The sequence below is a fragment of the Truepera radiovictrix DSM 17093 genome, from assembly GCF_000092425.1.
In the GTDB taxonomy this organism is placed as follows: Bacteria; Deinococcota; Deinococci; order Deinococcales; family Trueperaceae; genus Truepera; species Truepera radiovictrix.
In genome coordinates this window covers 1,433,862-1,459,948 of record NC_014221.1, presented here as the reverse complement: position 1 = coordinate 1,459,948, position 26,087 = coordinate 1,433,862, and the positions used below count along the sequence as shown (strand labels likewise).

The 26,087-nt window shown below is 68.9% G+C and carries 22 protein-coding genes; 9 read left to right on the top strand and 13 right to left on the bottom strand.

All coding sequences use genetic code 11. The features are described 5' to 3' along the window. Nucleotides 1-38 precede the first annotated feature (38 nt). Nucleotides 39-1,334 (bottom strand): S41 family peptidase, encoded by a 1,296-nt coding sequence (locus tag TRAD_RS06755; protein ID WP_185095209.1) that lies wholly within the window; start codon nt 1,332-1,334, stop codon nt 39-41. A gap of 183 nt (nt 1,335-1,517) precedes the next feature. Here TRAD_RS06755 and TRAD_RS15175 point away from each other — a divergent pair, with 183 nt between their 5' ends. Then, complete coding sequence (locus tag TRAD_RS15175; protein ID WP_013177850.1) at nt 1,518-2,351, top strand: tetratricopeptide repeat protein; 834 nt, start codon at nt 1,518-1,520, stop codon at nt 2,349-2,351. Between the two features lie 9 nt (nt 2,352-2,360). On the opposite strand, the gene TRAD_RS06745 is transcribed toward TRAD_RS15175, so the two are convergent. The 6 genes from TRAD_RS06745 to TRAD_RS06720 all read right to left on the bottom strand — a co-directional run bounded on the left by TRAD_RS06745 (nt 2,361) and on the right by TRAD_RS06720 (nt 10,820). Then, complete coding sequence (locus tag TRAD_RS06745; protein WP_013177849.1) at nt 2,361-3,059, bottom strand: alpha/beta hydrolase; 699 nt, start codon at nt 3,057-3,059, stop codon at nt 2,361-2,363. After that, a complete protein-coding gene (locus tag TRAD_RS06740; protein WP_013177848.1) occupies nt 3,059-3,589 on the bottom strand; it encodes a YdcF family protein in 531 nt (176 codons plus the stop codon). Before TRAD_RS06740 ends, TRAD_RS06745 begins: the two co-directional genes overlap by 1 nt. Nucleotides 3,590-3,645: 56 nt before the next feature. After that, a complete protein-coding gene (hisD, locus tag TRAD_RS06735; RefSeq protein ID WP_221401675.1) occupies nt 3,646-4,953 on the bottom strand; it encodes a histidinol dehydrogenase in 1,308 nt (435 codons plus the stop codon). Between the two features lie 78 nt (nt 4,954-5,031). Next, entirely contained in the window at nt 5,032-6,864 is a 1,833-nt protein-coding gene (gene glmS / locus TRAD_RS06730) for a glutamine--fructose-6-phosphate transaminase (isomerizing) (protein WP_013177846.1), read from the bottom strand. Nucleotides 6,865-7,398: 534 nt separating this feature from the next. Next, nucleotides 7,399-9,837 (bottom strand): phenylalanine--tRNA ligase subunit beta, encoded by a 2,439-nt coding sequence (pheT, locus tag TRAD_RS06725; protein WP_013177845.1) that lies wholly within the window; start codon nt 9,835-9,837, stop codon nt 7,399-7,401. Continuing rightward, on the bottom strand, nt 9,834-10,820 hold the full coding sequence (locus tag TRAD_RS06720) for a phenylalanine--tRNA ligase subunit alpha (RefSeq protein WP_041947716.1): 987 nt from the start codon (nt 10,818-10,820) through the stop codon (nt 9,834-9,836). The genes pheT and TRAD_RS06720 overlap by 4 nt, the downstream gene beginning before the upstream one ends. Before the next feature lie 449 nt (nt 10,821-11,269). On the opposite strand from TRAD_RS06720, the gene TRAD_RS06715 reads away from it, so the two are divergent. After that, complete coding sequence (locus tag TRAD_RS06715; protein WP_013177843.1) at nt 11,270-11,596, top strand: hypothetical protein; 327 nt, start codon at nt 11,270-11,272, stop codon at nt 11,594-11,596. Between the two features lie 66 nt (nt 11,597-11,662). On the opposite strand, the gene TRAD_RS06710 is transcribed toward TRAD_RS06715, so the two are convergent. Both TRAD_RS06710 and TRAD_RS06705 read right to left on the bottom strand, forming a co-directional pair. Then, nucleotides 11,663-12,253 (bottom strand): hypothetical protein, encoded by a 591-nt coding sequence (locus TRAD_RS06710; RefSeq protein ID WP_013177842.1) that lies wholly within the window; start codon nt 12,251-12,253, stop codon nt 11,663-11,665. A 4-nt stretch (nt 12,254-12,257) separates the two neighbouring features. After that, entirely contained in the window at nt 12,258-13,370 is a 1,113-nt protein-coding gene (locus tag TRAD_RS06705) for a pyridoxal-phosphate-dependent aminotransferase family protein (protein WP_049772994.1), read from the bottom strand. Nucleotides 13,371-13,834: 464 nt separating this feature from the next. Between TRAD_RS06705 and rimP the strand changes: the two genes are divergently transcribed. The 6 genes from rimP to secD all read left to right on the top strand — a co-directional run bounded on the left by rimP (nt 13,835) and on the right by secD (nt 20,430). After that, on the top strand, nt 13,835-14,275 hold the full coding sequence (gene rimP / locus TRAD_RS06700) for a ribosome maturation factor RimP (protein ID WP_013177840.1): 441 nt from the start codon (nt 13,835-13,837) through the stop codon (nt 14,273-14,275). A gap of 31 nt (nt 14,276-14,306) precedes the next feature. After that, nucleotides 14,307-15,500: a transcription termination factor NusA gene (gene nusA / locus TRAD_RS06695; RefSeq protein ID WP_013177839.1), complete on the top strand. Its 1,194-nt coding sequence runs from the start codon at nt 14,307-14,309 to the stop codon at nt 15,498-15,500. 8 nt (nt 15,501-15,508) lie between these two features. Further along, nucleotides 15,509-15,844: a DUF448 domain-containing protein gene (locus tag TRAD_RS06690; RefSeq protein WP_013177838.1), complete on the top strand. Its 336-nt coding sequence runs from the start codon at nt 15,509-15,511 to the stop codon at nt 15,842-15,844. A gap of 29 nt (nt 15,845-15,873) precedes the next feature. Next, the gene (infB, locus tag TRAD_RS06685; protein ID WP_013177837.1) at nt 15,874-17,619 is read left to right on the top strand and encodes a translation initiation factor IF-2; all 1,746 of its coding nucleotides are present in this window, start codon (nt 15,874-15,876) and stop codon (nt 17,617-17,619) included. Nucleotides 17,620-17,730: 111 nt separating this feature from the next. Then, entirely contained in the window at nt 17,731-18,132 is a 402-nt protein-coding gene (locus TRAD_RS06680; protein WP_185095208.1) for a hypothetical protein, read from the top strand. 75 nt (nt 18,133-18,207) lie between these two features. Next, entirely contained in the window at nt 18,208-20,430 is a 2,223-nt protein-coding gene (secD, locus tag TRAD_RS06675; RefSeq protein WP_013177835.1) for a protein translocase subunit SecD, read from the top strand. A 126-nt stretch (nt 20,431-20,556) separates the two neighbouring features. Here secD and TRAD_RS06670 read toward each other — a convergent pair whose 3' ends face one another. The 4 genes from TRAD_RS06670 to TRAD_RS06655 all read right to left on the bottom strand — a co-directional run bounded on the left by TRAD_RS06670 (nt 20,557) and on the right by TRAD_RS06655 (nt 24,317). After that, complete coding sequence (locus TRAD_RS06670; RefSeq protein ID WP_013177834.1) at nt 20,557-20,967, bottom strand: hypothetical protein; 411 nt, start codon at nt 20,965-20,967, stop codon at nt 20,557-20,559. Between the two features lie 8 nt (nt 20,968-20,975). After that, nucleotides 20,976-21,689 carry a 16S rRNA (uracil(1498)-N(3))-methyltransferase gene (locus TRAD_RS06665; protein ID WP_013177833.1) on the bottom strand — a complete coding sequence of 238 codons (714 nt, stop codon included), beginning with the start codon at nt 21,687-21,689 and terminating at the stop codon, nt 20,976-20,978. Between the two features lie 100 nt (nt 21,690-21,789). Further along, nucleotides 21,790-22,584, bottom strand: a complete 795-nt coding sequence (locus TRAD_RS06660; protein ID WP_013177831.1) for a 50S ribosomal protein L11 methyltransferase — start codon at nt 22,582-22,584, stop codon at nt 21,790-21,792. Further along, complete coding sequence (locus TRAD_RS06655; RefSeq protein WP_013177830.1) at nt 22,581-24,317, bottom strand: glycerol-3-phosphate acyltransferase; 1,737 nt, start codon at nt 24,315-24,317, stop codon at nt 22,581-22,583. The genes TRAD_RS06660 and TRAD_RS06655 overlap by 4 nt, the downstream gene beginning before the upstream one ends. 320 nt (nt 24,318-24,637) lie before the next feature. On the opposite strand from TRAD_RS06655, the gene dnaB reads away from it, so the two are divergent. Beyond that, nucleotides 24,638-25,969: a replicative DNA helicase gene (gene dnaB / locus TRAD_RS06650; protein ID WP_041947713.1), complete on the top strand. Its 1,332-nt coding sequence runs from the start codon at nt 24,638-24,640 to the stop codon at nt 25,967-25,969. Nucleotides 25,970-26,087: the final 118 nt, after the last annotated feature.

Sequence of the window (26,087 nt, the reverse complement as noted above, 5' to 3'; positions counted from 1 at the left end):
GGAGTGACCCCGCCTCTTTCTTTTGCTCGTTTTGCCCGCTAGCGCGCCTGCGCCTGCAAGCTGAGCAGCTCGTGGTGCGCCCGCCGCAAGATGGTGTCGGCCTCGAGGTCGACGAGCGCTTCGCCCTGCACGGCGCTGTCGGGGCGGTTATTCAGGGGCTGGAAGAAGGTGAAGTTGCCCTCGTCGTCGATCTCGGCGGTGCCGACGACTTCGCCGTCGACGACGATCTCGATCGTCTGCCCCGGGCGCGCCCCCTGCCCCTGTAGCGTCAGCACGTCGCTGAGGAGCGCGTCTTCGATCAGCACGTCGGGTGTGATCCCCTGTTCGTTGATCGAACGGCGCGACGGCGTCAACCACTCGAACGAGAGATACACGAGCTGTCCGCCGTTACTCAGCGAGACGACGCTCTGCCCGACGCCTTTGCCGAAGGTCTCCTCGCCGATCACCGTGGCGCGCCCGTTGTCTTGCAGCGCCCCCGCGACGATCTCCGAGGCCGAGGCCGAGTTGCGGTTGACGAGCACCACCATCGGCAGGTCGAACCAAGCGGGGTCGGCGGTCGCGAGGCGCTGCGTCACCCCCCGGGCGCGCTGGAAGACGATGTCGCCTTCGGACAAGAACTCGTCGGCGACCCGCACGCCCTGGTCGAGCAGCCCGCCGCCGTTGTTGCGCAGGTCGAGGATCAGCGAGGTGATGCCGCGCGCTTTAAGGTTTTCCAGCTGCTCGGTGAGCTGGTCGTGGACGCGCTCGTTGGCGAACGACGAGATGCTGAGGTAGCCGACCCCACCCTCGAGCACGGTCGACTCGACGTCGACGATCGCGATCGAACCGCGCGTCACGGTGATGTAAACGACCCCCTCGACGCCGGGCCGCCGGAAGCCGAGCCGCACCTCGCTCCCCGCAGGGCCGCGCACCATGCGCACGATCTCCTGCGTGGTCGCCTCCTGCACGTCGACCCCGTCGACCTCGACGAAGATGTCGCCGACCTGGACCCCCGCCTCTTCGGCCGGGGAGCCGCTATAGACGTTGATCACCTCGACGACGGTGTCGGTCGCGCGGTTACGGGGTTGCAAAACGGCGCCGATGCCCTCGAACGACCCGCTCCGGTTCTCGGCGTCTTGGGCCGCCTGCTCCGGCGTCGCGTAGGAGGTGTAGGGATCCTCGAGCGCCCCGAGCATCCCCTCGATCGCCCCTTGCAGGAGCACCTCGTCGTCCGTCTCGTTGAGGTAACCCGCTTTCAGCGCGCCGTACGCCTGCAAAAACGCGCGCCCCGTCGGGGAGCTGAAGACCTCCTCGGACAGACCTGAAAAGTCGCGCAAAAACTGCGCGTTAACCACCACGGACAGGAGAAACGCAAGGAGAAAGATCGCGCCTCGCCGCCTCACCCCGTCACCACCCTGCGCTCAAACTTCGGCATAGTCTGAGTATACGGCGCGCGGGTGAGAGATTCGGGGCGCGGCGTAACCAAGGGCGCGTGGGCCATCATCGGGCACATAAAGGGCCGCGCTATACTGCACGGGATGAAGACGGGAACCCTCAAGGTCGCACCGGCGCAGACCGTCCGGGAAGGCGGCGCCACGACGCTGCCGCCTTGGGCCGAAGCGCTCCGTGCGGGCCAGCTCAGCGCGGCGCTCCGCAGCCTTTTGCAGGAGCCAAGCGCCGACCCCGAGGTCGTGGACGCTCTCGGCGAGCTCGAGGAGGTGCGCGCCTTCCTGCGGGCCAAGGCGTGGGACCGTGCTCACCGGCGCGTGGCCGCGCTTAAACTCCCCGAAGCCGTGCGCGCAGCGATGCCCTCGGATCCGGCCACGTTGCAAGCGCAGGTCGCGCAGCTCGGCGTGAGCGGCAAGCACCTCGAGCGCGGCGAGCCCGAGGCGGCTCTAGCGCTGCTGGCGGGGATCACCGAACCCTTGCTGCACGCCGAAGCCGAGACGCAGCGCGGCACCGCCCACATCTTTCTGGGCGACCCACAAGCCGCCAAAGACGCCTTTACCCGCGCCCTAACGAGCGACGCCAAACACTACCGCGCGCAGACGAACCTCGGCAACGTCGCCCTCGAGGAGGGGCGCGTCGACGAGGCGATCGCCCTTTACGAGGGGGCACTGAAGCTCAACGACAGCTTCGCCAACGCGCACCACAACCTAGGGGTCGCCTACCGGCGCAAGGGGCAGATCGACCGGAGCGTCAAGGCCATCCGCCGCGCTCAGCGCGTGGGGCGCCAGCGCGACCGCGAGGAGGCGCGGAGCGCGCTCCAGGGCTTCGGGGGGCGCGGGGCGCGGCAGGGGGTGCGCTGGCTGCTCTACGCGCTCCTGGCGCTCGGGATCCTTTTTCTTCTGCAAACGCAAGGGGTGCTCTAAGGGGCTCCCCTAAGGACGGGCTCTCTCCAAAAGCCAGCGCCGCATCACCGGGTAGCACGCGCTCGGCACGCGGTGCCCCCCGGGCGGCTCGAGCCAGGTGAGGTCGTCCGTGGCCGCCGCCAGGCGCTCCCGAAAGCGCTGCGCGCGTGCGCGCGGGTACGCCTCGTCATCGGTCGGGGCGATGTGGAGCACGGGTACCCCCAAGCGGGGTGCGGCGCGCTCCCACGCCGACGGGGTCGCCCCCGCGACGGCGATGACGCCCAAAAGCAGCTCGGGGTGAGCGGCAGCGAAGCGGTAGTTGAGGCTCACGGACTGCGAGAAACCGAACAGAAACGCCCTCGGCGCCGCCGCTAGCCCCTCCGCGTGAGCGCGGGCGATGACGTGCTGCACGAAGCGGTGGTGGTTGGCGAGGTCTTCGTCCGGTTCGTAAAGGCCCGCTTCAGCGGCGCCGACCCAGCTGAAACCGACGCGTAACCCCGCCTCGGTGCGGCGGTGATGGGGGTGCGGCGCCTGGAGCGCGGCGACCGGGCCGCCGTGACGGACGCGCTGACCGAACGCAAGCGACGCCCGCTTGCTCTGCCCGTAGCCGTGCAGGCAGACGAGCAGCGGCCCCCGCAGCGGCCCCGCCGGACGCCAGAGGTCGAAGCGGTAGCTTAAGGGTTGTTGGAAGCGCCCCTGTAGCAGCGTCCCCGGCGGTTCGGCCGCCACTACCGGCGCCCCAAGAGGTAAGCCGTCACGCTCGCCGCTTCGCGCAGCAAGTAGGGCAGACGCGGCCCCTTGGTGGGGACGCCGGTGACGGTTGCGTCGAGGCCGAGCTCTTGCGCCAAAAAGCCCGTGCGGTAGGTGTGCAGGTCGTCGGTGACGATGAGCACGCGTTCACCCCGAACCAGCGGCAGGCTGTAGCGGAGGTTTTGCAGGCTCGAGCGGCTCTTCGTCTCCTTTAAGAGGGCCGTCTCGGGCACCCCGCGCGCCGCTAAGTAGCGCACCCCCGCCTCCCCCTCGGTAAAGCGGTCGCCGGGGCGCTTGCCGCCCGTGACCAGGATCTTCTCGGCGCAGCCCGCCTCGTAGAGCTCGAACGCCCGGTCGAGGCGCCGCGCGAAGGCGGGCGAGGGGACGCCGTCGTACTGGGCGGCGCCCATGACCAGCAGCGTGTCGGCGGGGCAGCCGGGGGTCGGCTCACCGGCGACGCCCCCGCCGAGCAGGGTGAGCGCGAGGAGCCAAACGAACCGTTTAGCCACGGCGCACCCCAGCCTCGCGGGGCGCCCTGGTCGCGCTCACCCTAGTCACGGGCGTCCTAGTCACGGAGCACCGCTCCAGCCGCAGTGGCCGGGGCGTCGCCTGGCGCGTCCCGTTTAAGGCGCGCCTCGATGGCGCGGGCGTGGGCCTCGAGCCCCTCGGCGCGGGCCATTTGCGCCGAAGCGGGGCCGATGCGCCCCAGCGTCTCGGCGCTGACGTTGACGAGGGGGATCACCTTCTGAAAGTCGCGGACGTTGAGCGCGCTTGAAAAGCGCGCCGTAGCGCCCGTGGGCATCACGTGGCTCGGCCCCGCCGCGTAGTCGCCCAACGCCTCCATGCTCGAGGCGCCCAGGAAGACGCCGCCCGCGTGCTCGACGGCGGGGAGCACCGCCCACGGGTCGCGCACGAGCAAGCAGAGGTGTTCGGGGGCGTAGCGGTTGGCGACCTCGACCCCCTCTTCGAGCGTTCCGACCAAGACGGCGTAGCCGCGCCCCAGGGAGGCCGCTGCGACCTCGCGGGTCGGGAGCGTAACGAGCTGGCGCGTGAGCTCGAGCTGCACGGCCTCTAGGAGCGCCTCGCTGGTCGTGACGAAAACCGGCTGCGCGCCCGCATGTTCGGCCTGGGCCAAGAGGTCGGCGGCGACGTGGTGCGCCTCGGCGCTTTCGTCGGCCAAGACGAGCGTCTCGGTGGGCCCAGGGAGCGCCTCGATACCGACTTCGCCGAAGACGAGCCGTTTGGCGAGCACGACGTAGGCGTTGCCCGGCCCGACGATCTTGTCGACGCGGGGGACGCTCTCGGTGCCGTAGGCGAGCGCGCCGATCGCCTGCGCCCCCCCGACCGCGTAGACCTCGGTGAGGCCCAAGAGGCGCGCGGCCACCAGGATCTCCGGCGCGACGCGGCCGTCACCCCGCGGCGGGGTCGCCACGGCGATCTCGCGGACGCCCGCGACCTGTGCGGGCACGGCGCACATGAGGAGGGTGCTAAAGAGGGCAGCGGGGGCGTACACCCCGACCCGCGTGACGGGCCGGACGAGTTGCCCCAAGAGCCCCCCCTCGGCGGGGTACAAAAAGCCCTCCTGCGGCTGCCGTTCGTAAAAAGCGCGGATGCGCGCGGCGCTCAGGCGCATGGCGTCTTGCAGCGCTGCGGGGACCTCCCGCTCGGCCGCTGCGAAGGCGGCCTCGGGAACCTGCAGCGCGCCCAGACGCACGCCGTCAAAGCGCTCGGTGAGGTCGAACAGGGCGGCGTCGCCCTCCGCGCGGACGCGCGCCAAAATCGCCCGGACGGCCTCCTCGTGGGCTGCGCTGTCAGGGCCCTGGCGCGCCGCGAAGAGGGGGGCGGCTTCCCCTAGACCGTGCAACACTCTCATGGCCCCCATCATAGCGTGCAGCGGCGAAGCGGCGCGCGTCGAGCGTCTGACGCGGCAAGCTAGCGGTGCGTGACGGCGCTACTCCACCGTCACGCTCTTGGCCAGGTTGCGCGGTTGGTCGACGTCGCGCCCCAAACGCGCGGCGGTTTCGTAGGCCAACAGCTGCAGCGCCACCACATTGACGATCGGCGACACCAGCTCCAAGGTCCTAGGCACGTAGATGACGTGGTCGGCGTGCGCCCGAATCGCCTCGTCGCCGCGGCTCGCGAGCGCGATCACCACGCCGTCGCGCGCGCGCACCTCCTGAAGGTTGGAGATCGTCTTGTCGTATAAAGCCGAGGCGGTCGCCACCGCCACCACGGGCATGTCGGCGTCGATGAGGGCGATGGGGCCGTGTTTCATCTCGCCGGTCGCGTAGGCTTCGGCGTGGATGTAGGAGATCTCTTTGAGTTTGAGCGCCCCCTCTAGCGCCGTCGGGTAGTTCGCCCCCCGACCGAGAAAGAGGTAGTCGCGCTTGTCCTTAAAGGCTTCGGCGACCGCCGCGATCTCAGGGCGCGCCCCGAGGGTCTCCTCGACGAGCCCCGGCAGCGCGCGCAGCGCGCGGATCAGTTCGGCCGCCGCCTCGCCGCTCAGCACCCCCCGCGCGCGGCCCAAAAAGATCGCTAAAAGCTCGAACGCCGCCACCATCGCGGTGTAGGCTTTTGTGCTCGCCACGCCGATCTCCGGCCCCGCGTGGATGTAGAGCACGTCGTCGGCCTCGCGGCTAATCGACGAGCCTTTGGCGTTAAGCACCGCGAGCGTCCGCGCCCCCTGGCGTTTGGCCTCGCGCAGCGCCTCGAGGGTGTCGATGGTCTCCCCCGACTGCGAGACCACCACGCAGAGGGTGCGCTCATCTAAGACCGGTTCGCGGTAGCGAAACTCCGAGGCGATCTCGACCTCGACCGGCAGGCGCGCGAGGCGTTCGATGAGGTACTCCCCCACGAGCCCCGAGTAGAACGCCGTGCCGCAAGCGGAGATGACCACGCGGTCCACGGCGAGCGGGTCGAGGCCGAGCTCTAGCTGCACGTCGGTGCCGTTGCCGGCGAAGCGGCCGCCCAGGGTGTGCTGCAACACCGTCGGCTGCTCGTAGATCTCCTTAAGCATAAAGTGCTCGAAACCGGCCTTTTCGGCTGCCTCGGCGTCCCACTCGATGGTGGTGACGGGGCGCGCCAACACCCGCCCGTCAAAGTCGGTGACGGTGAGGCTGTCTTTGGCGATCAGAGCCATGTCACCGTCGTGTAGGAAAATGACCTCGCGGGTGTAGGGCAACAGCGCGGGGACGTCGGAGGCGACGAAGTTTTCCCCCTCACCGAGACCCAACACCATCGGGCTCGTGGCGCGCGCGGCGACGATGAGCTCGTGGTCGACGTGCGAGACCACGAGCGCGTAGGCGCCTGAGACCTCTTTGAGGGCGCTCCGGACCGCCGCGACGAGGTCCCCTTCGAGCCGCGCGTAGTGCTCCTCGATAAGGTGGACGATCACCTCGGTGTCGGTCTCCGACGAGAAGACGTGGCCGCTCTCTACAAGCTTCGCCTTCAGGGACAGGTAGTTCTCGATGATGCCGTTATGGATCACCGCCAAGCGCCCGTCCTCCGAGAGGTGCGGGTGGGCGTTGACGTCGTTCGGTTTGCCGTGGGTGGCCCAGCGGGTGTGGCCGAGCCCCAGCGTGCCGACGAGCGGGCCCTGCTTGAGGGCTTCGGAGAGCACCTTGAGTTTGCCCGACTTTTTCACCACGCTGAGAGCGCCCCTCTGCTCCTGCGGGGCGATGACGAGGCCCGCGGAGTCGTAACCGCGGTACTCGAGCCGTTTAAGCCCGTCTAAGATGACCTCTGCTGCCTGACGATGACCGACGTAACCGACAATGCCGCACATGGTGTCTCCTACAGTGTGTCTACACAGCGTGTTTACATGTCACAAGGGTGAAGTGCCAACAAAAAGCGCCCGTGGAAACGCGCCGCACGCAGCCGCCATCCGAACACCCTGGGGTGATGGGCTTGCGGCGCGCTGCAGAGTTGACACAGCCTCACAGTCGACGTTCAGAGTTGGGGGGTGAGCCCAAAGACCCAACAGGTCTCGAGTGGGGGTCTAACCAGGAGGGGCCCGCAGACTTGAGGTGCCTCGTGACACCGCTCGCGTTTTCGGCTTTCGCCTATCCCTAGGGGCGTACGGCCGCCCGTAGGGCCCTCCACCTCGTCACCTAACCGGCGCTCGCAGCTAGAGCGTCGCCGCACGCTCGGCTACCGGTCAGGGCTTGCGCTTCCTCGAGCCGCATTGTCCTCGTGCTGCCTCCCTTCCGGCGTGGCGAAGGCGTCCAAACGTCACGCGCCTCACGCTAGATAGCGCACGATAGCACGAAGCGCGTGAACGGGGCGTGACGTTTGCAAAACTTCTCGCGCCGCTAGCAGCCTAACGGTCGCGGATGCTGTAGCCCTCGCGCGCGAGCGCGTCGATAAGCCTAGCCATGTAGCTGTCGACCTCGTCGCCCTCTAGCGCGCGCTCGGGGTGCCGGAAGCGCAGCCGCAGCGCGACGCTGCGTTCCCCCTCGGGGATGGGGGGGCCCGCGTAGACGTCAAAGGGGGCGACCGACTCGAGCCACGCGCCCGCCGCCTCGCGCGCGAGCGCCGCGAGCTGCGCGTACGTCACCTCGGCGGGGGCGATGATGGCGAGGTCGCGCTCAGCGAACGGTTGACGGGAAAAGTCGCGAAACGGCGCCTCTCGGCCCTCTAGGGGGAGCGTCAACTCCGCCACGAAGGTCGCCTCCAACGCGAACTGCGCGGCGACCTCGGGGTGGAGCTGCCCCACGAAGCCGACCTCGCGGCCGTTCCAGAAGGCGCTCGCGCTCACGCCCGGGTGCAGCGCGGGGTGTGGGGCGGGTTCTAAACGCAGGGTCGCCCCGAGCGTCTCGGCGAGGCCCTCCAAAAGCCCCTTGAAGGTGTAGAAGTCACCGGCGAGCGCGGCTGGCGACCAGGGCAGCTCCGCCCAGGGGCCGCGTAACAGCAGCGCGAGGCGCTCGAGCTCGTCCTCTACGAACACCCGCCCGACCTCGAAGAGCGCGAGGCGCTCCCCGCGGCTCCCCCGCGCCGCCGCCAAGAGCCCCGGGTAGAGGGCGGTGCGCAGCACGCTCCGCTCCGAGCTCGGCGGATGGGCGAGGCGCACGCGCGCCGCCGGCGCCCGCGCCCGCTCGAGCTCGAGCGCGCCGGTAAAGCTGTAGGTCATCACCTCCTGAAACCCCATGCTCGCCAGCAGCGTACGCAACCCCCGGTGCGTGGTGTCGGCCCCCGCGGGGATAAAGTCCATCACCGGCACCGTCTGCGGGATGTGCTCGTAGCCGTAGAGGCGCGCGACCTCCTCGACGAGGTCGTCTTCGATCGCGAGGTCGAAGCGCCAGCTCGGCACCAGCACCTCCCAGCGCTCCCCCCTCTCGGTGACGCGGCAGCCGAGCCCCGCCAAAAACCGCCGCTGCACCTCCTCGGGAACTTCGAGGGCGGTCAAAAAGGGTACGCGCGCGGGGCGAAAGGCGACCCGTTTGGGGGGGGCGTCGCCGCCAAACTCGGTGCGCCCCGGGTGAACCCTCCCGCCCCCGACCTCGGCCATGAGCTGCGCGGCGCGCGCGGCGGCTACGGGCGGCAGGTTGGGGTCGACACCGCGCTCGAAGCGGGTGCGCGCGTCCGTGACGAGCCCGAGCCGCTTGGCGCTCTTGCGGATCGTCACGGGGTCGAAGTGGGCGACCTCGAGGGCGACCGCGGTGGTCGTCGGTTTGACCGAGTGGTGGGCCCCGCCGATCACCCCGGCTAGGCCGATGGGCTGCGTCGCTCCCTCCGCCGACGGCGCGCGCGGCGTCGTGATCAGCAGGTTCTCCGGCGAGAGCGCCAGCTCCTCTTCGGTGAGGGCCAGCAGCCTCTCCCCCGCCGCCGCGCGCCGCACCACGACGGCGCCCCCCGTCAGGTCGGCGACGTCGTAGGCGTGCGAGGGCTGACCGAGTTCGAAGGTCACGTAGTTGGTGACGTCGACCAGGTTGTTGCGCGGGCGCAGCCCCAAGGCCGCCAAGCGGCGCTGCAACCAGAGCGGGCTCGGCCCCACCGACACCCCGTCGACGCGCCGCAACACGAAGCGGGGGCAGGCGGCCGGGTCGTCGACCCGCACGCTGAGGCCGTCTTCAGAGGCCGGGTCGCCGAGCGGCAGACCGTCGGCGGGGTGGCGGTAGGGGACGCCGAGCTTCGCGGCGAGGTCGCGCGCCACGCCGAGGAGCGAAAAAGCGTCCGCGCGGTTGGGGGTCAGCTCGAGCTCGATCACCGTCTCTTGCGGCCAGAGCGCCGCTAACGCCGCGCCTACGGGGGCGTCCTCGCCGAACGCGATAAGACCCCCCGCGTGGTCGTACAGCCCGAGCTCGCGCGGACTGCAGAGGACCCCTTCGCTCCGCACGCCGGCCACCTCGCGCACCGCGACCGCAAGCCCCACGGCGGGGAGCGTCGCGCCGGGTTTGGCGAGCGCCGTGCGCAACCCCACCGCCGTGTTCGGCGCCCCCGTCACCACCTGGCGCGTTTCGTGGCCGTCCCAGACCTCGGCCACAAGCAGGTGATCGGAAGCCGCAACGGGCGCCACGGCGCGCACCTCGGCCACCACCACCCCTGCCGGGGCGGCGGGGCGCTCGACGACGCGCTCGACGCTGAGGCCCAAGCTGTCGAGCAGCTCGGTGAGCTTCTCGAGCTGCGCGGCCTCCAGCTCGGCGCCGCTTAACGCCCCCTCCGGAGCGCCTCGCTGCACGCGCTCCGTGAGCGCCGCCAAAAGGTGGTTCGTCGGCCCGTCCTCGAAAAAGGTGAGCAGCCAGCTCCAGGGTACGTTCATAGCGGCCCCCGGAACTGGCGCAGCACCCGCAGGTCACCGTTAAAAAAGTAGCGCACGTCCGGCACGCCGTACGAGACCATCGCCAGGCGCTCGAGCCCAAAGCCGAAGGCAAAACCCGTGACGTTCTCGTAACCGACCGCTTTAAAGACGTTCGGGTGCACCATGCCGCAGCCGCCCAGCTCGAGCCACTCCCCGCGGCCCGTGCGCGGGTTCGTCCACCACACCGCGAACTCCGCCCCCGGCTCGACGAAGGGGAAAAAGGTCGGCTGCAACCGCGTTTTCGTCTCCGGGCCGAAGAGCGCGCGCGCCATGCTGAGAATCGCGCCGTGCATGTCGGCCATGGTGACGCGCTCGCCGACGACGAGCGCCTCGAGCTGGTGAAACATCGCCTCGTGGGTCACGTCGACCGCCTCGTTGCGAAAGACGCGGCCGGGCGCGACGACCTTAAAGGGCGGCCGGTGCGCCAGCATGTAGCGCACCTGCACGGGGCTCGTGTGGGTGCGCAGGAGCCGACCGTCTTCGGTCCAGAAGGTGTCCTGGGTGTCGCGCGCGGGGTGCTCGTCGGGAAAGTTGAGCATCCGGAAGTTGTAGTCGTCGGTTTCGAGCTCGGGTCCGACCGCGACGTCGTAGCCGAGGCTGCGAAAGACGTCCAGAAGACGGTGCGTGAGCCGCGTCAGGAGGTGCAAGCCGCCGACCGGAAAGGCGACGCCCGGGAGCGTCACGTCGAGGCGCTCGCTGAGAAGCTGCCGCGCGAGCGCCTCGCGCTCCAAAGCCTCGCGCCGCGCGGCAAAAGCGGCCTCGAGCGCCCGTTTGGTCTCGTTGACGGCCGCCCCCCGCGTTTTACGCGCCTCGGCCGAGAGCGCGCCTAACCCTTTAAGCTGCGCGGTGAGCACCCCTTTTTTACCGAGCAGCTTGACCCGCAGCGCCTGCAGCGCCGCCTGATCCGCAGCGCTCGCGATCTCCTCTAGCGCCGCCTTTTGCAGCGCCTTGAGGTCCTCAGGTCCTCTCGGCGCAGCCTCCGCGTCGCCTTGTCGCCCTACGTCCGGCATCGTGCCTCCTCGAAACATAAAAAAACACCGCCCCGAAGGGCAGCGCCTAACTCGCGCGGGGCGTCCCGCGCTACAGGGTAAAGGGCGAAGCTAAAGCGCTTCTCACAACCCCGAGTTTAGCCGATGCCCCGCGCGAGCGCAAGGGCCAAAGGGGTCTCTCGCCAAGAGGCGCGCGCAGGAGAACCACACGCAGTGGCCACGACAGCGCCGCGTACTGCAGACCCAACGGCCAGGTGAGCCTTGGCAGCTCTGCTGGGCCTCGGGGTGACTCGGGGGGCGCCCCCCGCGGGGGTTCTTGTGTACAAGTTTTGGAAACACACCCTTCCGCTACCCCACGGTGCCCGCTATGCTAGAGGGCGCATTTTACCTGATGGGGGCTGAAGATGAACCGATGCTACCTCGTCGAACTCAAACCGAGCCAACGCCACCAGCTACCCCCAGATGTGCTCAGCTTAGCGACGTGTCTCCGTGGGGAGGGGGGTGAATGGCTCCTCTTTCGGGACAATCTCGTCGCTTACAAGGTCGCCAAACTCACGGGCGGGACCGTGCGCTGCGGCCAGATGCTTGCTAGCGCCGCGTCACCTGACCCCGCGCCGCGAAAGGCCGCGCGGCACGGCGCCACCCCGCCAAAGCGGACCGCAGGGCACCATACGCTGACGCTCGAGGGGGGTATCGAGGTGCGCCTCGACGCGCCCGTCGCGGCCGGATAGGGCGACGCGCTCAGCTGCACGGCCGCTCGGAACCCTTGGGCAAAACAGGGGGTTGCGAACGGGACGCTACTCGAGCTCGCCGCGAAAGAGGTCGCAGAACCACGCCCCGCCGTAGGGGAGGGTGTCGAAGACCACGCCGCTGCGCCGCTCGGCGTGCGCCTCCCCCCAGGCGCGCGCCGCCGCCTCGTCCTCGAAGGGTCCGATGAGGCCCGTGGTGCCCGCCCGGTAGGCGCTCGGCGCGAGCGGCCAGGCGAGCTCGCGGCGCGCCCCCCCCCGCTCCTCGACGACGCGGTAGAACACCCGCTGCTCGCGGTAGGGCCCCTCCCCCACGAGCTGCCCGAAGGCGTCGTCGAGCGCGCGCCGCTCGGCGCGCGTTAGGGGCGGGAACACGCGCAGCTCGGTATCGGTCTGCGGCGTGACGAGCGGTACCTGAAAAAGCTGGTGCTCGGGTAACAGACGGCCGACGATCCCCGACACCACCCCGACGAGCCGCGCGTCGGTGCGTACGAGCGGCGCGGCGCAAGCGGCCATGTAGGCGGCCGGGTCCTCACGCTTAAGCGCGTCTAGCGCCACCCCCGCAGCTTCGGCGCGGCGGCGGAGCGCCGCGCCGGGTTCGTGGGCAGCGAGGCGGGCGCGGAGCCACGCGGAGAGCTCCACGGCGCTACCCGGCGACGCTCAGGAGCGCCTCGAAGCGCGCGACCAACCCTCGAGCCCCCAAGAGCACCTCTAAAGCGTGCATGAGGCGCGCGTAGTACTCGGGGCGGGCGTTTTCACCCATGAGACCTAGGCGCCAGATCCTCCCGGCCGTCTCGCCCAGGCCGCCGGTGACGGCGATGCGGAAGCGCTCGCGCAGCGCCGCGCGCAGACGCGCGTCGTCGAGGGCCTCGGGGAGGGTGACGGCGAGCACCGTCGGCAAGCGCCAGCGCGCGGGGACGAAGGCGCGGAAGCCGACCGTACCGAGGGCCGCCAACACGGCGTCTTCGAGCGCTTTGGCGCGCGCCGCGCGGGCGGCGATCCCCTCCTCTAAAGCGGCGCGAATCGCCTCACCGGTCGCCCAGTGCAGCTGCACCGGCACGGTGTGGTGGTAGCGCCGCGCCCCCCCGTCCGCGCACCAGTACCCCTGCATCCCCGAAACGTCGCTGTACCAGGTGCTCACCGGCGTTCGGCGGGCCGCCACGACCTGCAAAGCGCGCGCGCTGTAGGCGACCGGCGCCAACCCGGGGGGCGCCGAGAGGCACTTTTGCGACCCCGTGTAGGCGTAGTCAACCCCCCACTCGGCGAACTTAAAGGGCAGCATACCGACCGTTGTCACGGCGTCAACGGACAGCAGCGCACCGACCTCGCGGGCGACCGCGGCGATCTCCGGCACCGGGTTTAACACCCCCGTGCTGGTCTCGCCGTGTACCACGGCGATGAGTTTGGGAGGCTGCGCTCTAGCCGCTCGGCGCACCGCCTCGGGGTCGATGGGTTCGCCGAGCGGCGCGCGCAGCACCGACACCTCGGCGCCTAGGCGCGCCGCCATCTCCCCCATCCGCTCGCCGAAGACGCCGTTTGAGAGCACCAACGCGCGGTCGCCGGGCTCGAGCAAGTTGGCGAGGCCCGACTCCATCCCGAGCGACCCGGTACCCGACAAGAGCGCCGTAAAATCCTCGTCGGCGGCCCCGTAGAGCGTGCGCAGGTCGCGGGCTACGCGGTCGTTAAAGGCGAACATCTCCGGGTCCATATGGCCGACCATCGGCCAGGAGAGGGCGGCTGCGGCTCTCGGGTGGAGCATGGTGGGGCCTGGCGTTAGCAGCAAGATGGGTTGTGGGCTAGGCGGTGGGTTCACGCGTCGTCGTCCGTTTCTGCTCGGTCGAGCCTCTAGACCTCAGGTGGCGAACAAAAAAACGACCGCACCTACGGGGCCGGTCATCGGGGGCGATACGTTGCGAAGAACGTACCGCAGGTCAGCTAGCTCGGAGCGGGGCGCCTATCATGGCGTTAGTTTACACACCTTGCACACGGTTGTGAAGTGCTTGCGCGACGCGCCCCGAGCCCGGCTCGGGTTCGAGGCAGCGGGATCTCCCGGAGGCGCCCGCTCGCAGCGTCGCCCAAAGCCTTGTAAAAGGAGCCTAAAAGGCTGTATATTGAACCCTGGAACGTTTTCCCGACTGCCTTGATAAAGGGTGGGCCGCGGCCCATCCTTTTATTTTGGCACTCCGGAAGCGCAGCAACGCGAACTGGGGAGAGGGAGGTGCCGTGGACTTACAAAGAGCTGCCGAACAGCTGCTGGAGCCGCTCGGCTACGAGGTCCTAGAGCTCGTGGTGAGCGGCAGAGGAGGCAAACGCAACGTGCTCTTGCGCATCGACCGCCGCGACCGCGGCGTCGTCACCATGGAGGACGTCGAACGGGCGACGCAGGTTTTTAGCCTAGAGCTCGACCGCTTAGACCCCTTCGAGGGGGCGTACCGGCTCGAGGTCGAATCCCCCGGCCCCGAGCGCCCCTTAAGGACCGCCGAACACTTTCGGCGCTTTTCGGGGCTGCTCGCCAAGGTGCGCGCGCACGGCGAAACGTTTACCGGCCGGGTCGTCGAGGTCAGCGACGCGCAGGTCACCTTCGACGTCCACGGACAGCCGCGCACGCTCGCGCTAGAGGACATACAGGCGAGGCTGGCCGAGTGGCCCGACACGCCGCGCTAAAACCGTCCCCGACCCCCTTACGAGGAGACAGATGAACAAAGACTTTATCGACGCGCTCAACCAACTCGCTCACGAGCGCAACCTGGATAAAGAACAGCTTTTGGCGAGCTTTGAAGAGGCGCTCGAGCAGGCCTACGAGCGCAACGTCGAACCCGGCAAGCAGATCGAGGTGCACGTCGACCCCGAATCGGGGGAGATCGACGTGCTGGTCGTTAAACGGGTGGTCGAGACCGTCGAGGACCCCGGGCTCGAGATGAGCCTCGAAGAGGCGCGCGAGCTCGACCCGACCGTCGAAGTCGGTATGGAGATGGAGCTCCCGGTCGACCCCGAGCGCTTTACCCGCATCGCCGTGCAGACCACCAAACAGGTCATTACGCAAAAGATCCGCGAAGCCGAGCGCGCGCTCGTCTTTAACGAGTATAAAGACCGCGCGGGCGACGTGATCACCGCCGTGGTGTCGCGCACCGACAACAAGCGCAACGTCTTCGTCGACCTCGGGCGCGGCGAGGCGATCATGCCGCCCAAGGAGCAGATCCCGGGCGAGCGCTACATGGTCGGGATGCGGCTCAAGGTGTTTGTCATGAAAGTCGAACTCGGCAACCGCGGCCCGAGCATCCTCGTGTCGCGCGCGGCGCCCGAACTCTTGGAGTACCTCATGCGCCAAGAGATCCCCGAGATCGCCGACGACACCGTTGAGATCAAAGCGGTTGCGCGCGAAGCCGGGCAGCGCTCGAAAGTAGCCGTGGTGAGCCGTAACCCCAACGTCGACCCCATCGGTGCCTGCATCGGGCACCGCGGCGCGCGCATCCAAGCGGTCACCGGCGAGCTGCAGCGCGAGCGCGTCGACATCATCTTGTGGGACCCGAGCCCGCGCGAATTCATCCGCAACGCCCTCTCCCCCGCCAAGGTCGGCACCATCGAGGTCAACAGCGAAACGGGTGAAGCCAAGGTGACCGTCAGCAACGACCAGCTCTCGCTAGCGATCGGCAAGGGGGGGCAAAACGTGCGGCTCGCGGCCAAACTGACGGGTTTTAAAATCGACCTCGTGGCCTCGGAGCACATCTCAGACCTCGACGCCGCCCTGCAGGCCGCCGCGTCGCGCGTCCACGACGCCCCCATCGCCACCGACGACGCCAAACGCGCTGCCTTTGACGCGCTCTTTAGCGCCGCCCCGAGCGCCGCGGAAGAAGGCGACGCGGCCGAGCGCGTCGGCGACGAAGCGTAGGAGTTCGCGTGGCCGCGAGAGCGCGTCACGTGCCGCTGCGCCGCTGCACCTCGTGCCGCCGCTCGAGGCCACAGGCCGAGCTGCTGCGCTTTTACCAGCGCGACGGCGTGTGGCACCTCGACGCGGCGCGGCGCGCGGGGGGGCGCGGGAGCTGGCTCTGCGCCGACACGCCGAGCTGCTGGGAGCTCAAAAAGCTGCGGCGCACCTTTCGCAGCCAGGCCGAAGCGGTGCGCGCGCTGGTGCAGGCCGCCGTCAGCGACCCCCACGGCGCCCAAACCGAAGCGCCGCACACCGACAACACCCACGACCCCGAGGGCAACCGACCCTCGCCCCAAAGCCTATGAACTAGAACCCCAAGACCCCGGAGGGCTGAATGTCTGAAAAAGTCCGCATCTACCAACTCGCCAAAGAGCTCGGCATCGACACCAAAGATCTCCTCGCGCACCTCGACAGCTTGGGCGTCGAGTACAAGTCGCACTCGTCGACGCTCGAGGAGGACGTCGCCGAGACCATCCGGCAGCTCGTGAGCGAAGAGCGCGGCGAAGTCGCCGCTGCGCCGCAGCCACAGGCGGCCGCGACCGCACCGGCGCCCGCCGAAGCGCAACCCGCCGCCCCGCACCGCGCCCCCGTGGTCACGGTTATGGGTCACGTCGACCACGGCAAAACGAGCCTGCTCGACTTTATCCGCAAAACCCGCGTCGCCGACAAAGAGGCGGGCGGCATCACGCAGCACATCGGGGCGTACCGCGTCGAGACGCCGAACGGACCGATCACCTTTTTGGACACGCCGGGTCACGAGGCGTTTACCACCATCCGGCAGCGGGGGGCTTCGGCGACCGACATCGCGGTGATCGTCATCGCCGCCGACGACTCGATCATGCCGCAGACCCGCGAGGCCATCGCGCACGCCAGGGCCGCCGGGGTGCCCATCATCATCGCTATTAACAAGACCGACCTGCCGCAAGCCAACGTGGACAAGGTCAAGCAGGACCTCATGCGCTTAGAGCTCGTCCCCGAGGATTACGGCGGCGACACCATCACCGTGCCGATCAGCGCCAAGACGGGCGCGGGGGTCGACCAGCTCTTGGAGATGATCTCGCTCGTGGCCGAGCTCGAGGACCTGCGCGCCCCCGTCGACGGCCCCGCCGAAGGGGTCATCATCGAGTCGGTCTTGGACAAGCGCGCCGGCGTCCTAGCGACCGTGTTGGTGCAAAAGGGCACCCTGCGCGTCGCCGACTACCTCGTCTCAGGTGAGGTGTGGGCGAAGGTGCGCCGCATGACCGACGAAAACGGCCAAACCGTCGCCGAAGCGGGGCCGTCGGTGCCGGTGCAGATCCTAGGCTTTAGCGAGCAGCCCGTCGCGGGCGACAAGATCGTGAGCGCCCCCGACGAGGCGACCGCCAAAGCGATCGTGGCTGAGCGCCGCGCCGCGCGTGAAGAGGCCGAGCGCGAGGGCATCGGTAAAAAGGGCGTTACCTTGGCCGACCTTTTCGGCAAACCCAAAGCGGTCAAGATCAACCTCATCCTGCGCGCCGACACCCAGGGCTCTTTGGAGGCGATCAAGGGGGTGATCGCCCGCGAGGCCGAACAGGTCGAAGAGGTCGACGTCGAGGTGATGCTCGACGCGGTCGGCGCACCGACCGAGTCCGACCTGCTGCTCGCCTCGACCGCCGGCGCCACCGTGATGAGTTTTGGCGTCACCGCGCCGGGGAGCGTCAAAAAGGCCGCCGAACGGCAGGGGATCACGCTCAAAAGCTACCGCATCATCTACGACCTCATCGAGGACGTGCAGCGCCTAATTAAGGGCCAGATCGAACCCGAATTCGAGGAGCAGGTCATCGGTCACGCCGAGGTGCGGCAGGTCATCCACGTGCCTAGAAGCGGCAATATCGCCGGCTCCTACGTCACCGACGGGGTGATCCGGCGCGGCGCCAAGGCGCGCCTCATCCGGGGCGGCCGCGAGGTCTACAAGGGCTCGGTGGCGCAGCTGCGGCGCTTTAAGGACGACGTGCGCGAGGTTGCCACGGGCTTCGAGTGCGGGATCAACCTGCAAAACTACGACAACGTGCAAGAGGGCGACATCATCGAGGCGTACGAGATGGTCGAGGTGCCGGTCTAAACGCCCGCTGCACCTCGGGTGGAGTTGGCGCTAGACTACAAACTTCTTCCTAGCGTGGTAGCCTAGGCCCGGATGGGTTGCAGCCACCGACCTCGCGCTTACCACAAGCGGGTGCAGGGGCGTCCGCAAGGACCCCCCGACATCCGCTTTTTGCTCGCCAGGGCGCGCCGTAACGCGCGCGGCCCGCGGGGTTGGGCTCACGCGGCGCGCTGGCTGTGCGCCCTTATGCTCCTGTGCTGCGCGTGGCCTTGGCCGCAGAGCCCGCGCGCGCTGCGCCCCTTGCCTGAGGAGGCGCCGCAAGCGGGGATGGGGGCACCCCCTTTTGCGCTCGAGCCCGCCTCCCGCGCCGGCGCCCCCTCTCAGGTAGGGGGCGCCGCTTGGCTGCCGCTCGCGGCGACAGGTGCGGGCTCTGGGCGCGCCTGGCAACGCGCCCCCCTCCCCCCCGCCGCCCCCTCCTTGCTCCAGAGACCGAGCTTGGTCGCCCTGCAGCAGCTCAAGCTCGAGGGTGGCTAGGGCGTTTTACAAGGTCTATTACAAGGTCTAGAAGCCTCGTCTTAACGCCCTCTGTCAACCCAATTTGGAGACCCTATGACACAACGCTCGTTTACGGGCATCTTGGTGCTCGGCGCCCTTTTGGCGGCCGTGCTCTACCTCTGGCAACCGTGGAACACCACGGGCCTCCCCCCGTTGCGGCTCGGCCTCGACCTGCAGGGGGGGTTGCGCGTGGTCTTGCAGTCCACCACCCCCAACCCCGCCCCCGAAGACCTTCAGGCCGCGCGGCGGGTGATCGAAAACCGCGTCAACGAGTTTGGCGTCGCCGAACCCCTGGTGCAGACCGCCGGGGGCGACCGCATCATCGTCGAGCTCCCCGGTCTATCGGCCGACGAACAAGACCGCGCGCAAGACCTCATCGGTCAGCAGGCGGTGTTGGAGTTCCGTTTGGTCAGACCGCAGTCGGTCGGGATGCCGGTCGAGGCGATGACCGAAGCGGACCTTGAACCCCCCGCCTTTACGGGTGAGATCTTGAGCGGCGCCCAGACGGGCTACGACGAGCTCGGGCGCCCCGTGGTCAACTTTCAGGTCCGCGGCGCCGACGCGCAGGCTTTCGGCCAGTTTACCGGCGCCAACGTCGGCCGCAGCATGGCGATCGTCTTAGACGGCAACGTGGTAAGCGCCCCGACCATCAACCAGCGCATCGACGCGAGCGGGCAGATCTCCGGGCGCTTTACGCTCGAGGAGGCCTCCGACCTCGCCTTGGTGCTGCGCTCGGGCAGCCTGCCCATCGCCTTGCAGGTGCAAGAAATCCGCGCCATCGGGCCGACCTTGGGCGCCGACTCGGTCGCCGCCGGTACCCGCGCGGGGCTCATCGGCGCGGTCGCGGTCGTCGTCACCGTGCTGCTCTTTTACGGCCCGCTCTTCGGCAGCGTGCTCACCGTCGGCGTGCTCTTCGCCCTCGTGCTCATCTTCGGGATGCTGGCGGGCCTCGGCGCTGCCCTCACGCTCCCTGGCCTCGCCGGGTTGGTGCTCACCATCGGCGCCGCCGTCGACGGCAACGTCATCTCGTTTGAGCGCATCAAAGAGGAGCTGCGCGCCGGCAAGAGCCTGCGGCTCGCGATGCGGAGTGGCTTTGCCAACTCGCTCTCGGCCATTATCGACGCCAACGTCACCACGCTAATCGCCGCCGCAGCGCTCTACCAGTACACCACCGGTCCGGTGCGCGGCTTCGCCATCACCCTCGCGATTGGGATCGTCGCGGCGGTGTTCGTCAACACGGTCGTCGTGCCCTTTTTGCTCGACGTCTTGACCCTGCGGTTTAGGCGGCCACGGCTCCCCAGGGGCTTTTACGTCACCGGCATCGACTTTTTAAAGCGCGCCCCCCTCGTGACCACCCTCTCGGGGGTGCTGGCCGCCGGGGCGCTCCTAGCCGTGCTGACGGTCGGCCTCAACCCCTCGACCGACTTTACGGGCGGCACCAGCGCGCTGCTGCGCACGGCTGAAGGCACCACCGTCGAGGAGGTGCGCGCCGCCATCAGCGAGGTCGCCGCCGACATCCCCGGCGTCGACGGCAGCACGGCGACCGTGCAGGCGGTGCAAGACGGCACCCTCGACGGCGGAGCCGAGCAGGCCGCGGGCCAGCTCTACTCGGTGCGTATCGGTCTCGGCCAGGGTGAGGGCGACGGGGCTACGGCCTTTGCCAGCGACCTCGCCGCCGCCTTAGAGGCCGAGCTGCTCCAAGCCGACGTCGTCGGCCCCGCCGTCGGCGCCGACTTGCGCCAAGGGGCGATTCTCGCCGTGCTCTTAGCGTTCGGCCTCATCTTGGTGTACGTCGGCTTCCGCTTCTGGCCCAACTGGATCGTCGCGGTCGCTTCGGTGATCGCCTCGGCGCACGACGTGGTCATCGTCATGGGCTTTTTGGCGCTCACCGGCGCCGAATTCAGCATCCCGGTCTTGGCCGCGCTGCTCTTCGTCGTCGGGTACTCGTTAAACGACTCCATCATCATCGCCGACCGCATCCGTGAAAACTTGCGTAAGGGACGCGGGATGAGCTACCGCGAGATCGTCAACGCCTCTGTCAACCAGACGCTCTCGCGCACCGTGCTGACCTCCGGCACGACGCTCCTGCCGGTCCTCGCGCTGCTCTTTTTCGGCGGCAGCGTGCTCCGCGACTTTAGCCTGACGCTTCTGGTCGGCATCGCGTTCGGCACCTACTCGTCGATCTTTATCCTCGCCCCGATGGTGGTGTGGTTTAAAAACCGCCAGCGCGCCTCCAAACCCAAACCGAGCGTGCGCGTGCGTCCCGCCCAGCGCTAACCCCACCGCGCGACCGCGTGCGAGCCGTGAGGTGCTTCACGGCTCCTCTTATTTTGATTTGTATTGTTTGGTCTGTGTTGTTTGGGCGCTGTTTCGCGGACCCCTCTCACCGGTGGCCGCCGAGCGTTAGAGCTCGAGCGACAGCTGCCTCACAAGCCGCCCTTGGTACGACACCACGACCCGCCACAGACCGGGCTCGACGGGCACGTCGGCGGGTAGGGCGTTGCGGCGCTCGGTCTCCCTTGGCACCACCCAGAGCGAGGTTGCGGCGACCTCCTCGTTGCGCGGGTTAAACCACTGCACGGCGAGCCAGTCGGGTTCGGGCACGCGGCTCAGCTCAAGGACGAGCTCGAGCCTCGTCCCGCCCGCCTCCTGCACGGCCCGCAAGCTCGACGCCGGCCCCAGCTCGAGCCGCGGCGTGCTCTCGCGCACCTCGCGTAGCGGCGGCAGGTAGGTGAGCGTGCAGGCGCTGAGCCCTACGCCCAACCCCAAGCAGAGCGCGAGCGCGCGAAGGGGCCAAAGAGCGGAGCGCGTCATACGGTCCTTTATAACCCCTCGGGGATGAGAAGGGCCGCGGTGAGGGCCACGGGGGCGGTCTCGGCGCGGAGGATGCGCGCGCCCAGGCGGATGGGGTGCGCGCCGCGCTCAGTGAGCGCGGCGAGTTCGTCTTCGGTCAACCCCCCCTCGGGGCCGGTGAGGACGGTGAGCGCGGTGGGCGGGGGGGTGAGTGCGGCGAGCGTCTCGCCGAGGGTTCGGGGGGCGCTCGGGTGCGCGACGAGGGTGGGCGCCGGCAGGCTGAGGTGAGCCAGGGGAGCGGCTTCCGCCACGGGTGGCACCACGCTCCGCCCCGACTGCTTGGCGGCCTCCTGCGCGACGCGGCGCAGTCGCGCGAGTTTGTTTGCCGAGAGCTCGCGCACGTCGCAGCGGCGGCTCACAAAGGGGCGAAAGCCCACGGCCCCCAACTCGGTCGCGCGCCGCACCACCTCGGCGAGCTTGTCGCCCTTGAGGAGCGCTACCGCTAGCGTCACGCGCAGCGCCGCCTCGACCTCGCGGGCGTAGGGCGCGCCGAGCTCGAGCGTTACGCGCAGCCCCGTAACCTCCCGCACCGTCCCGTCGGCCTCGAGCCCCGCCCCGTCAAAGGCGCGCACGCGCGCCCCTGGGCGCACCCGCAGCACCTGCGCGAGGTGCTGCGCCTCACGGCCCGTCAGGACGCGCTCCCCCGCAGCGAGGTGGGGGACGAACACCCGGTGCACCCTCACGCGCGCCTCCTCGGGCGGTGCGGGCTCACGGTGTACGGGTTCACGGTGTACGGGTTCACGGTGTACGGGTTCACGGTGTACGGGTTCACGGTGTGCGGGCTCATGGGGCGCGGGCGCGCAGCAGCAGCCACTCGCCGCGCGCCTCTACCTCGACGGACCCGAAAACCCGCTCCAGCGCCCCTTGCGCCACCGCGCCACGCGAGGCCAAGATACCCGTCGCCAGGAGGTAACCGCCGGGCTTCAGGAGGCGCGCGTAGAGCGGCGCGAGCTCGGCGTGCAGCTCGGCGTAGAGGTTGGCGACGATGACGTGCGCCGGTCTCGTCCGCGCGCTCAGCTCCCCCGCCGAGAAGCGCGCCCGCGAAGCGTTTAGGGCCGCGTTGGCCTCGGCGACCCCCACCGTGTCGGGGTCGATGTCGAGCCCCTCGGCCTCCGCCGCGCCCAACAGGTCGGCGGCGATGGCCAAGATGCCCGAACCCGCCCCCACGTCGAGCACGCGGCGCCCGCGCAGCTCGAGGCGCTCGAGCGCCGCGAGCGCCAGGTAGGTCGTCTCGTGGTGGCCGGTGCCGAACGCCATCCCCGGGTCGAGCCAGAGCGCGCGCTGGGGCGCGCGGAGCGTCACCTCGCGGTGCGTCGGCGCGACCACGAGCCGCCCCACGACAACGGGCGCCAAGGTCTCGTGGTAGCGGGCGACCCAGTCGGTGTCGTCGACACGCTCCCAGCGCCCACCGGGGGGGAAGCGGGTGAGGAGCTCCCCTGGGGGGGGCTCGCTGAAAAAGGCGACGACCTCACCGCCGTCCTCGAGCATGCCGGTGCAGCCGGCCTCCCAGAGGGGGGCGAGGTGGGGGTCCTCGAGCGTTCCCCGGACGCGAAAGGCGAGCGTCATACGGCTCGTCATACGGCCTCCAAAGCGCGCTCGTCACGCGCTGCGGCGGTGCGGGCAGGTTGCGTCACGTCCTCGGTGACGACCTCGAAGCCGAGACGCGCCCCCTCCTCGACGTAGAAGGTGATGTCGGCCTCGCGCGTGCGCTCCCCGAGCGACTTGCGCCCGAAGGCGCGGCTCGCGGTCATGATCATCGTTTCGGCCAAGCAAGCGGGTACGAGGCCGTCGCCGAAGTGCAGGTCGAGCGAGCTGCGCATCCGCCCGGGTGGGCGGACCACGCCGCCCGGGATGAGGCGCACCCCCGGGAGCGCCCGCACGCTTTCGTCGACGTCGGCGGGGCGCCCGAGGTCAAAGAGCCAGGTCCCCGGTGCGACGTGCTCAGGGCGGATAACGGGGTTGGGGTCGGAGGTCGCCGAAAAGACGAGCGCGGCCGCGCGGCAGCGCGCGACGTCGGTGCTCACCTCGAACTGCGTCTGCGGAAACTTGCGCCTCAGGGTGCGGGCGCTGCGCGTCAGGCGTGCCTCGTCGCGGCCTATGAGGATAAGCCGCGCCACGTGCGGCGCCACGGTGCGCGCGACGCCAAAAGCGACGACGCCGTTGGCCCCGACGACGGCCGCCGTCGCCCGCTTAAGGTCGCGCCCGGAGGCGCGAAAGCCTTCTAAAATCCCCGGCACCGCCGCGCGCACCGTGCCGGCGGTGTAGGCGCCGCCGTTGGTGATGTGCAGCTGCGGCACCGCCTCCTGCACCGCCTGTCCCTTGTTGCCGACCGTCGACCAGAAAGCGCCCAACCCGAAGGCTTCAGCGCCCAACTCGAACGCCAGCCGCGCCCCCTGGATCGCCATCCGCACCGCTTCATCCGGGTAGCGGCGGATCTGGTCGGGGAGCATGGGACCGCCGATCAGCATCACGCGCAGCTCGCGCCCGTCCGAGAGCCGGATCCCGCTGATCTCGCCGCGCTTTTGCGGACGCAGCCAACGCACCGAGAGACGGATGAGCGCTTCCGGCAGGAGGCCGCGGCGCGCGAGGGCGCCGAACGGCCGGAGGCTGGGCGCCTGCCAGAGGTCCTCCAGGGTGAGCGGGTGGATCATAAAGGCGGCGTAGACCACCCCGGGGTCGACACCACGCACGGGCGGCGGCTCCCAGATGCGCGGCTCGGTCCGGTCCACGATACGCACCAAGCTGACCTTGTGGCGCCACAACCCAAACAGCACGACCAGAAGCAGCGCCGCTAGCACCGCGTTACGCGCCCCCTCCGCTACCCCCAACGCGAGCAGCGGCAGCACCACGAGCCCGCCTGTCGTCGCCAGGGCGACGAACCCCGAAAGGGCCAGGAGCGCCGCGTAGACCGCGACCGGTAGCGCCGTCAACCAAAAAGGAACTCCCACGACGGCCCACAACCCCGCCAAGAGACCTAGCAGCACCCCGTTCCCGCGTCCACGGGGCAGCTCCCCGCGCCAACGCGGTAGCGGGTAGAGGTGCCCGGCGTAGACACCGAACGCCGCCCAGGGGCTACCACCAAAGAGGGCGAGCGCCAGAAGACCTTTAAGCGCGTCCAACAAAAACGAGACGACTGCCGCAGGCACCCCGACGAAGCGCAGCAGGTTCTCCACGCCCAGGTTGTGTGCGCTCGTCTCCGCCGGACTTTGACCGCTTAGAAGCGCGACGACGCGCCCGCCGAGCGGCAGCGAGCCGATCACAAAGCCGCCCAGCAGCGCGAGCGCGGCGGTGAAAACAGCTAGAGCGTCCATCACAGAAAACCGTCCACAGGGCATTGTACCGTTCACCCCCGTCGGAGGCCCTGCCAGGTTGTGGCTCGAATCCGGTATCATCTCCTTTCGTGAACCCGCCCATGAGGTGGGTGAGCCGTTTTGAGGCGGGCCCCACGCGGGGGCGATAGACCGAGGTCTACGAAGCTGAAGTAGCCGCTACCAAGCGAACGGGCACGATACGGGAGATGATGCGATGACGTGCAGAACGCCTTACAGCTCACGGCCAGGGTGGTGTTACCCGTGGCTCTAGGTGTTCACAGGGGTCTTGCGAGGCCGGCGGCGCCTTCGGGGGCGGTGTGATCGAGAGCCGCATGCCGCCGCAGAACCTTGAGGCCGAGCAGAGCGTCTTGGGAAGCATCCTCCTAGACAACGAGGTCTTCGCGCAGCTCGAGGGGATGCTCAGCGCCGAGCACTTCTACAAGGAGAGCCACCGCAAGATCTGGCGCGCCTGCGAACGGCTCTTTCGGCGCAACGAACCCGTCGACCTCGTGACGCTCACCGAGGAGCTGCGGCAAACGGGTGAACTTGAAGCGGTTGGCAGCGTGCCCTACCTCATCGGCCTCGCCGACAGCGTGCCGACCGCGGCCTACGCCGAGTCGTACGCCCGCATCGTGGCGGAGAAGGCGACCCTGCGCGAGCTGATCGCCGCCTCGGGCGCCATCATGCAGAGCGCCTACGACCAGGCGATGCCCCTCGAGCAGATCCTCGACAAGGCCGAGGCGAACATCTTCGAGCTCTCGTCGAACAAACGCACCCACGCCTTTCAGGGGATGCCCTCGCTCGTCTCCGACTCGTTTGCGCAGATTAACGAGCTCTTTAACAACCCCGACCCCATCTCGGGTTTGCGGACGGGCTTTCGCGAGCTCGACATGATGACCGCCGGGTTGCAACCGTCGTCTCTTAACGTGTTGGCCGCGCGCCCCTCGATGGGGAAAACCGCTTTCGCGCTCACCATCGGCCAAAACGTCGCGCTCAAAGAGGGCAAAACGGTCGGTATCTTCTCCCTCGAGATGTCGGCCGTGCAGCTCGTTATGCGGATGCTCTGCAGCGAAGCCCGCGTCGACATGAGCCGCGTGCGCACGGGGCAGCTCTCGGACCGCGACTTTCAGCGCCTCGCCGACACGGCCGGGCGGATGTCGGAAGCCAAGATCTTTATCGACGACGCCGCCGACATGACCGTCATGGAGCTCCGGAGCCGTACCCGGCGGCTCATGGCCGAGCACGGTTTGGGGCTCGTGATCATCGACTATCTGCAGCTCATGCAGGGGAGCGGTTCGCGCGGCGGCGCCGAGAACCGGCAGCAGGAGATCTCCTCGATCTCGCGCGGCCTCAAAGCCTTGGCGCGCGAGCTCGACATCCCCGTGCTCGTCTTGTCGCAGCTCTCCAGGGCGGTCGAGTCGCGCCCCAACAAACGCCCCATGCTCTCGGACCTGCGCGAATCGGGCGCCATCGAGCAGGACGCCGACCTGGTGATGTTCATCTACCGCGACGAGTACTACGACCCGCACTCCGAAAAGCAGGGGATCGCCGAGATCATCTTGGGCAAACAGCGTAACGGCCCGGTTGGCACCATCGAGCTGCAGTTTCACAACGCCCACGTGCGCTTTAACGACCTGGCAAAACAGCAGTAGAGCAGCCATGAGACATGAGCAACGAGCAATGAGTGAAGAGTTTTTACTCATCACTCATTACTCATTGCTCGTTGCTCATTGCTCTCCCCCCCAACTGTTCTTTGCTTACATCCGCGTG

Coding starts and splice junctions, on each gene's coding strand:
- TRAD_RS06660 (WP_013177831.1), bottom strand. CDS start 22,584: ATGACGAGCCGTATGACGCTCGCCTTTCGCGTCCGGGGAACGCTCGAG.
- TRAD_RS15175 (WP_013177850.1), top strand. CDS start 1,518: ATGAAGACGGGAACCCTCAAGGTCGCACCGGCGCAGACCGTCCGGGAA.
- infB (WP_013177837.1), top strand. CDS start 15,874: ATGTCTGAAAAAGTCCGCATCTACCAACTCGCCAAAGAGCTCGGCATC.
- nusA (WP_013177839.1), top strand. CDS start 14,307: ATGAACAAAGACTTTATCGACGCGCTCAACCAACTCGCTCACGAGCGC.
- secD (WP_013177835.1), top strand. CDS start 18,208: ATGACACAACGCTCGTTTACGGGCATCTTGGTGCTCGGCGCCCTTTTG.
- TRAD_RS06670 (WP_013177834.1), bottom strand. CDS start 20,967: ATGACGCGCTCCGCTCTTTGGCCCCTTCGCGCGCTCGCGCTCTGCTTG.
- pheT (WP_013177845.1), bottom strand. CDS start 9,837: ATGAACGTACCCTGGAGCTGGCTGCTCACCTTTTTCGAGGACGGGCCG.
- hisD (WP_221401675.1), bottom strand. CDS start 4,953: ATGAGAGTGTTGCACGGTCTAGGGGAAGCCGCCCCCCTCTTCGCGGCG.
- TRAD_RS06715 (WP_013177843.1), top strand. CDS start 11,270: ATGAACCGATGCTACCTCGTCGAACTCAAACCGAGCCAACGCCACCAG.
- glmS (WP_013177846.1), bottom strand. CDS start 6,864: ATGTGCGGCATTGTCGGTTACGTCGGTCATCGTCAGGCAGCAGAGGTC.
- TRAD_RS06705 (WP_049772994.1), bottom strand. CDS start 13,370: ATGCTCCACCCGAGAGCCGCAGCCGCCCTCTCCTGGCCGATGGTCGGC.
- TRAD_RS06655 (WP_013177830.1), bottom strand. CDS start 24,317: ATGGACGCTCTAGCTGTTTTCACCGCCGCGCTCGCGCTGCTGGGCGGC.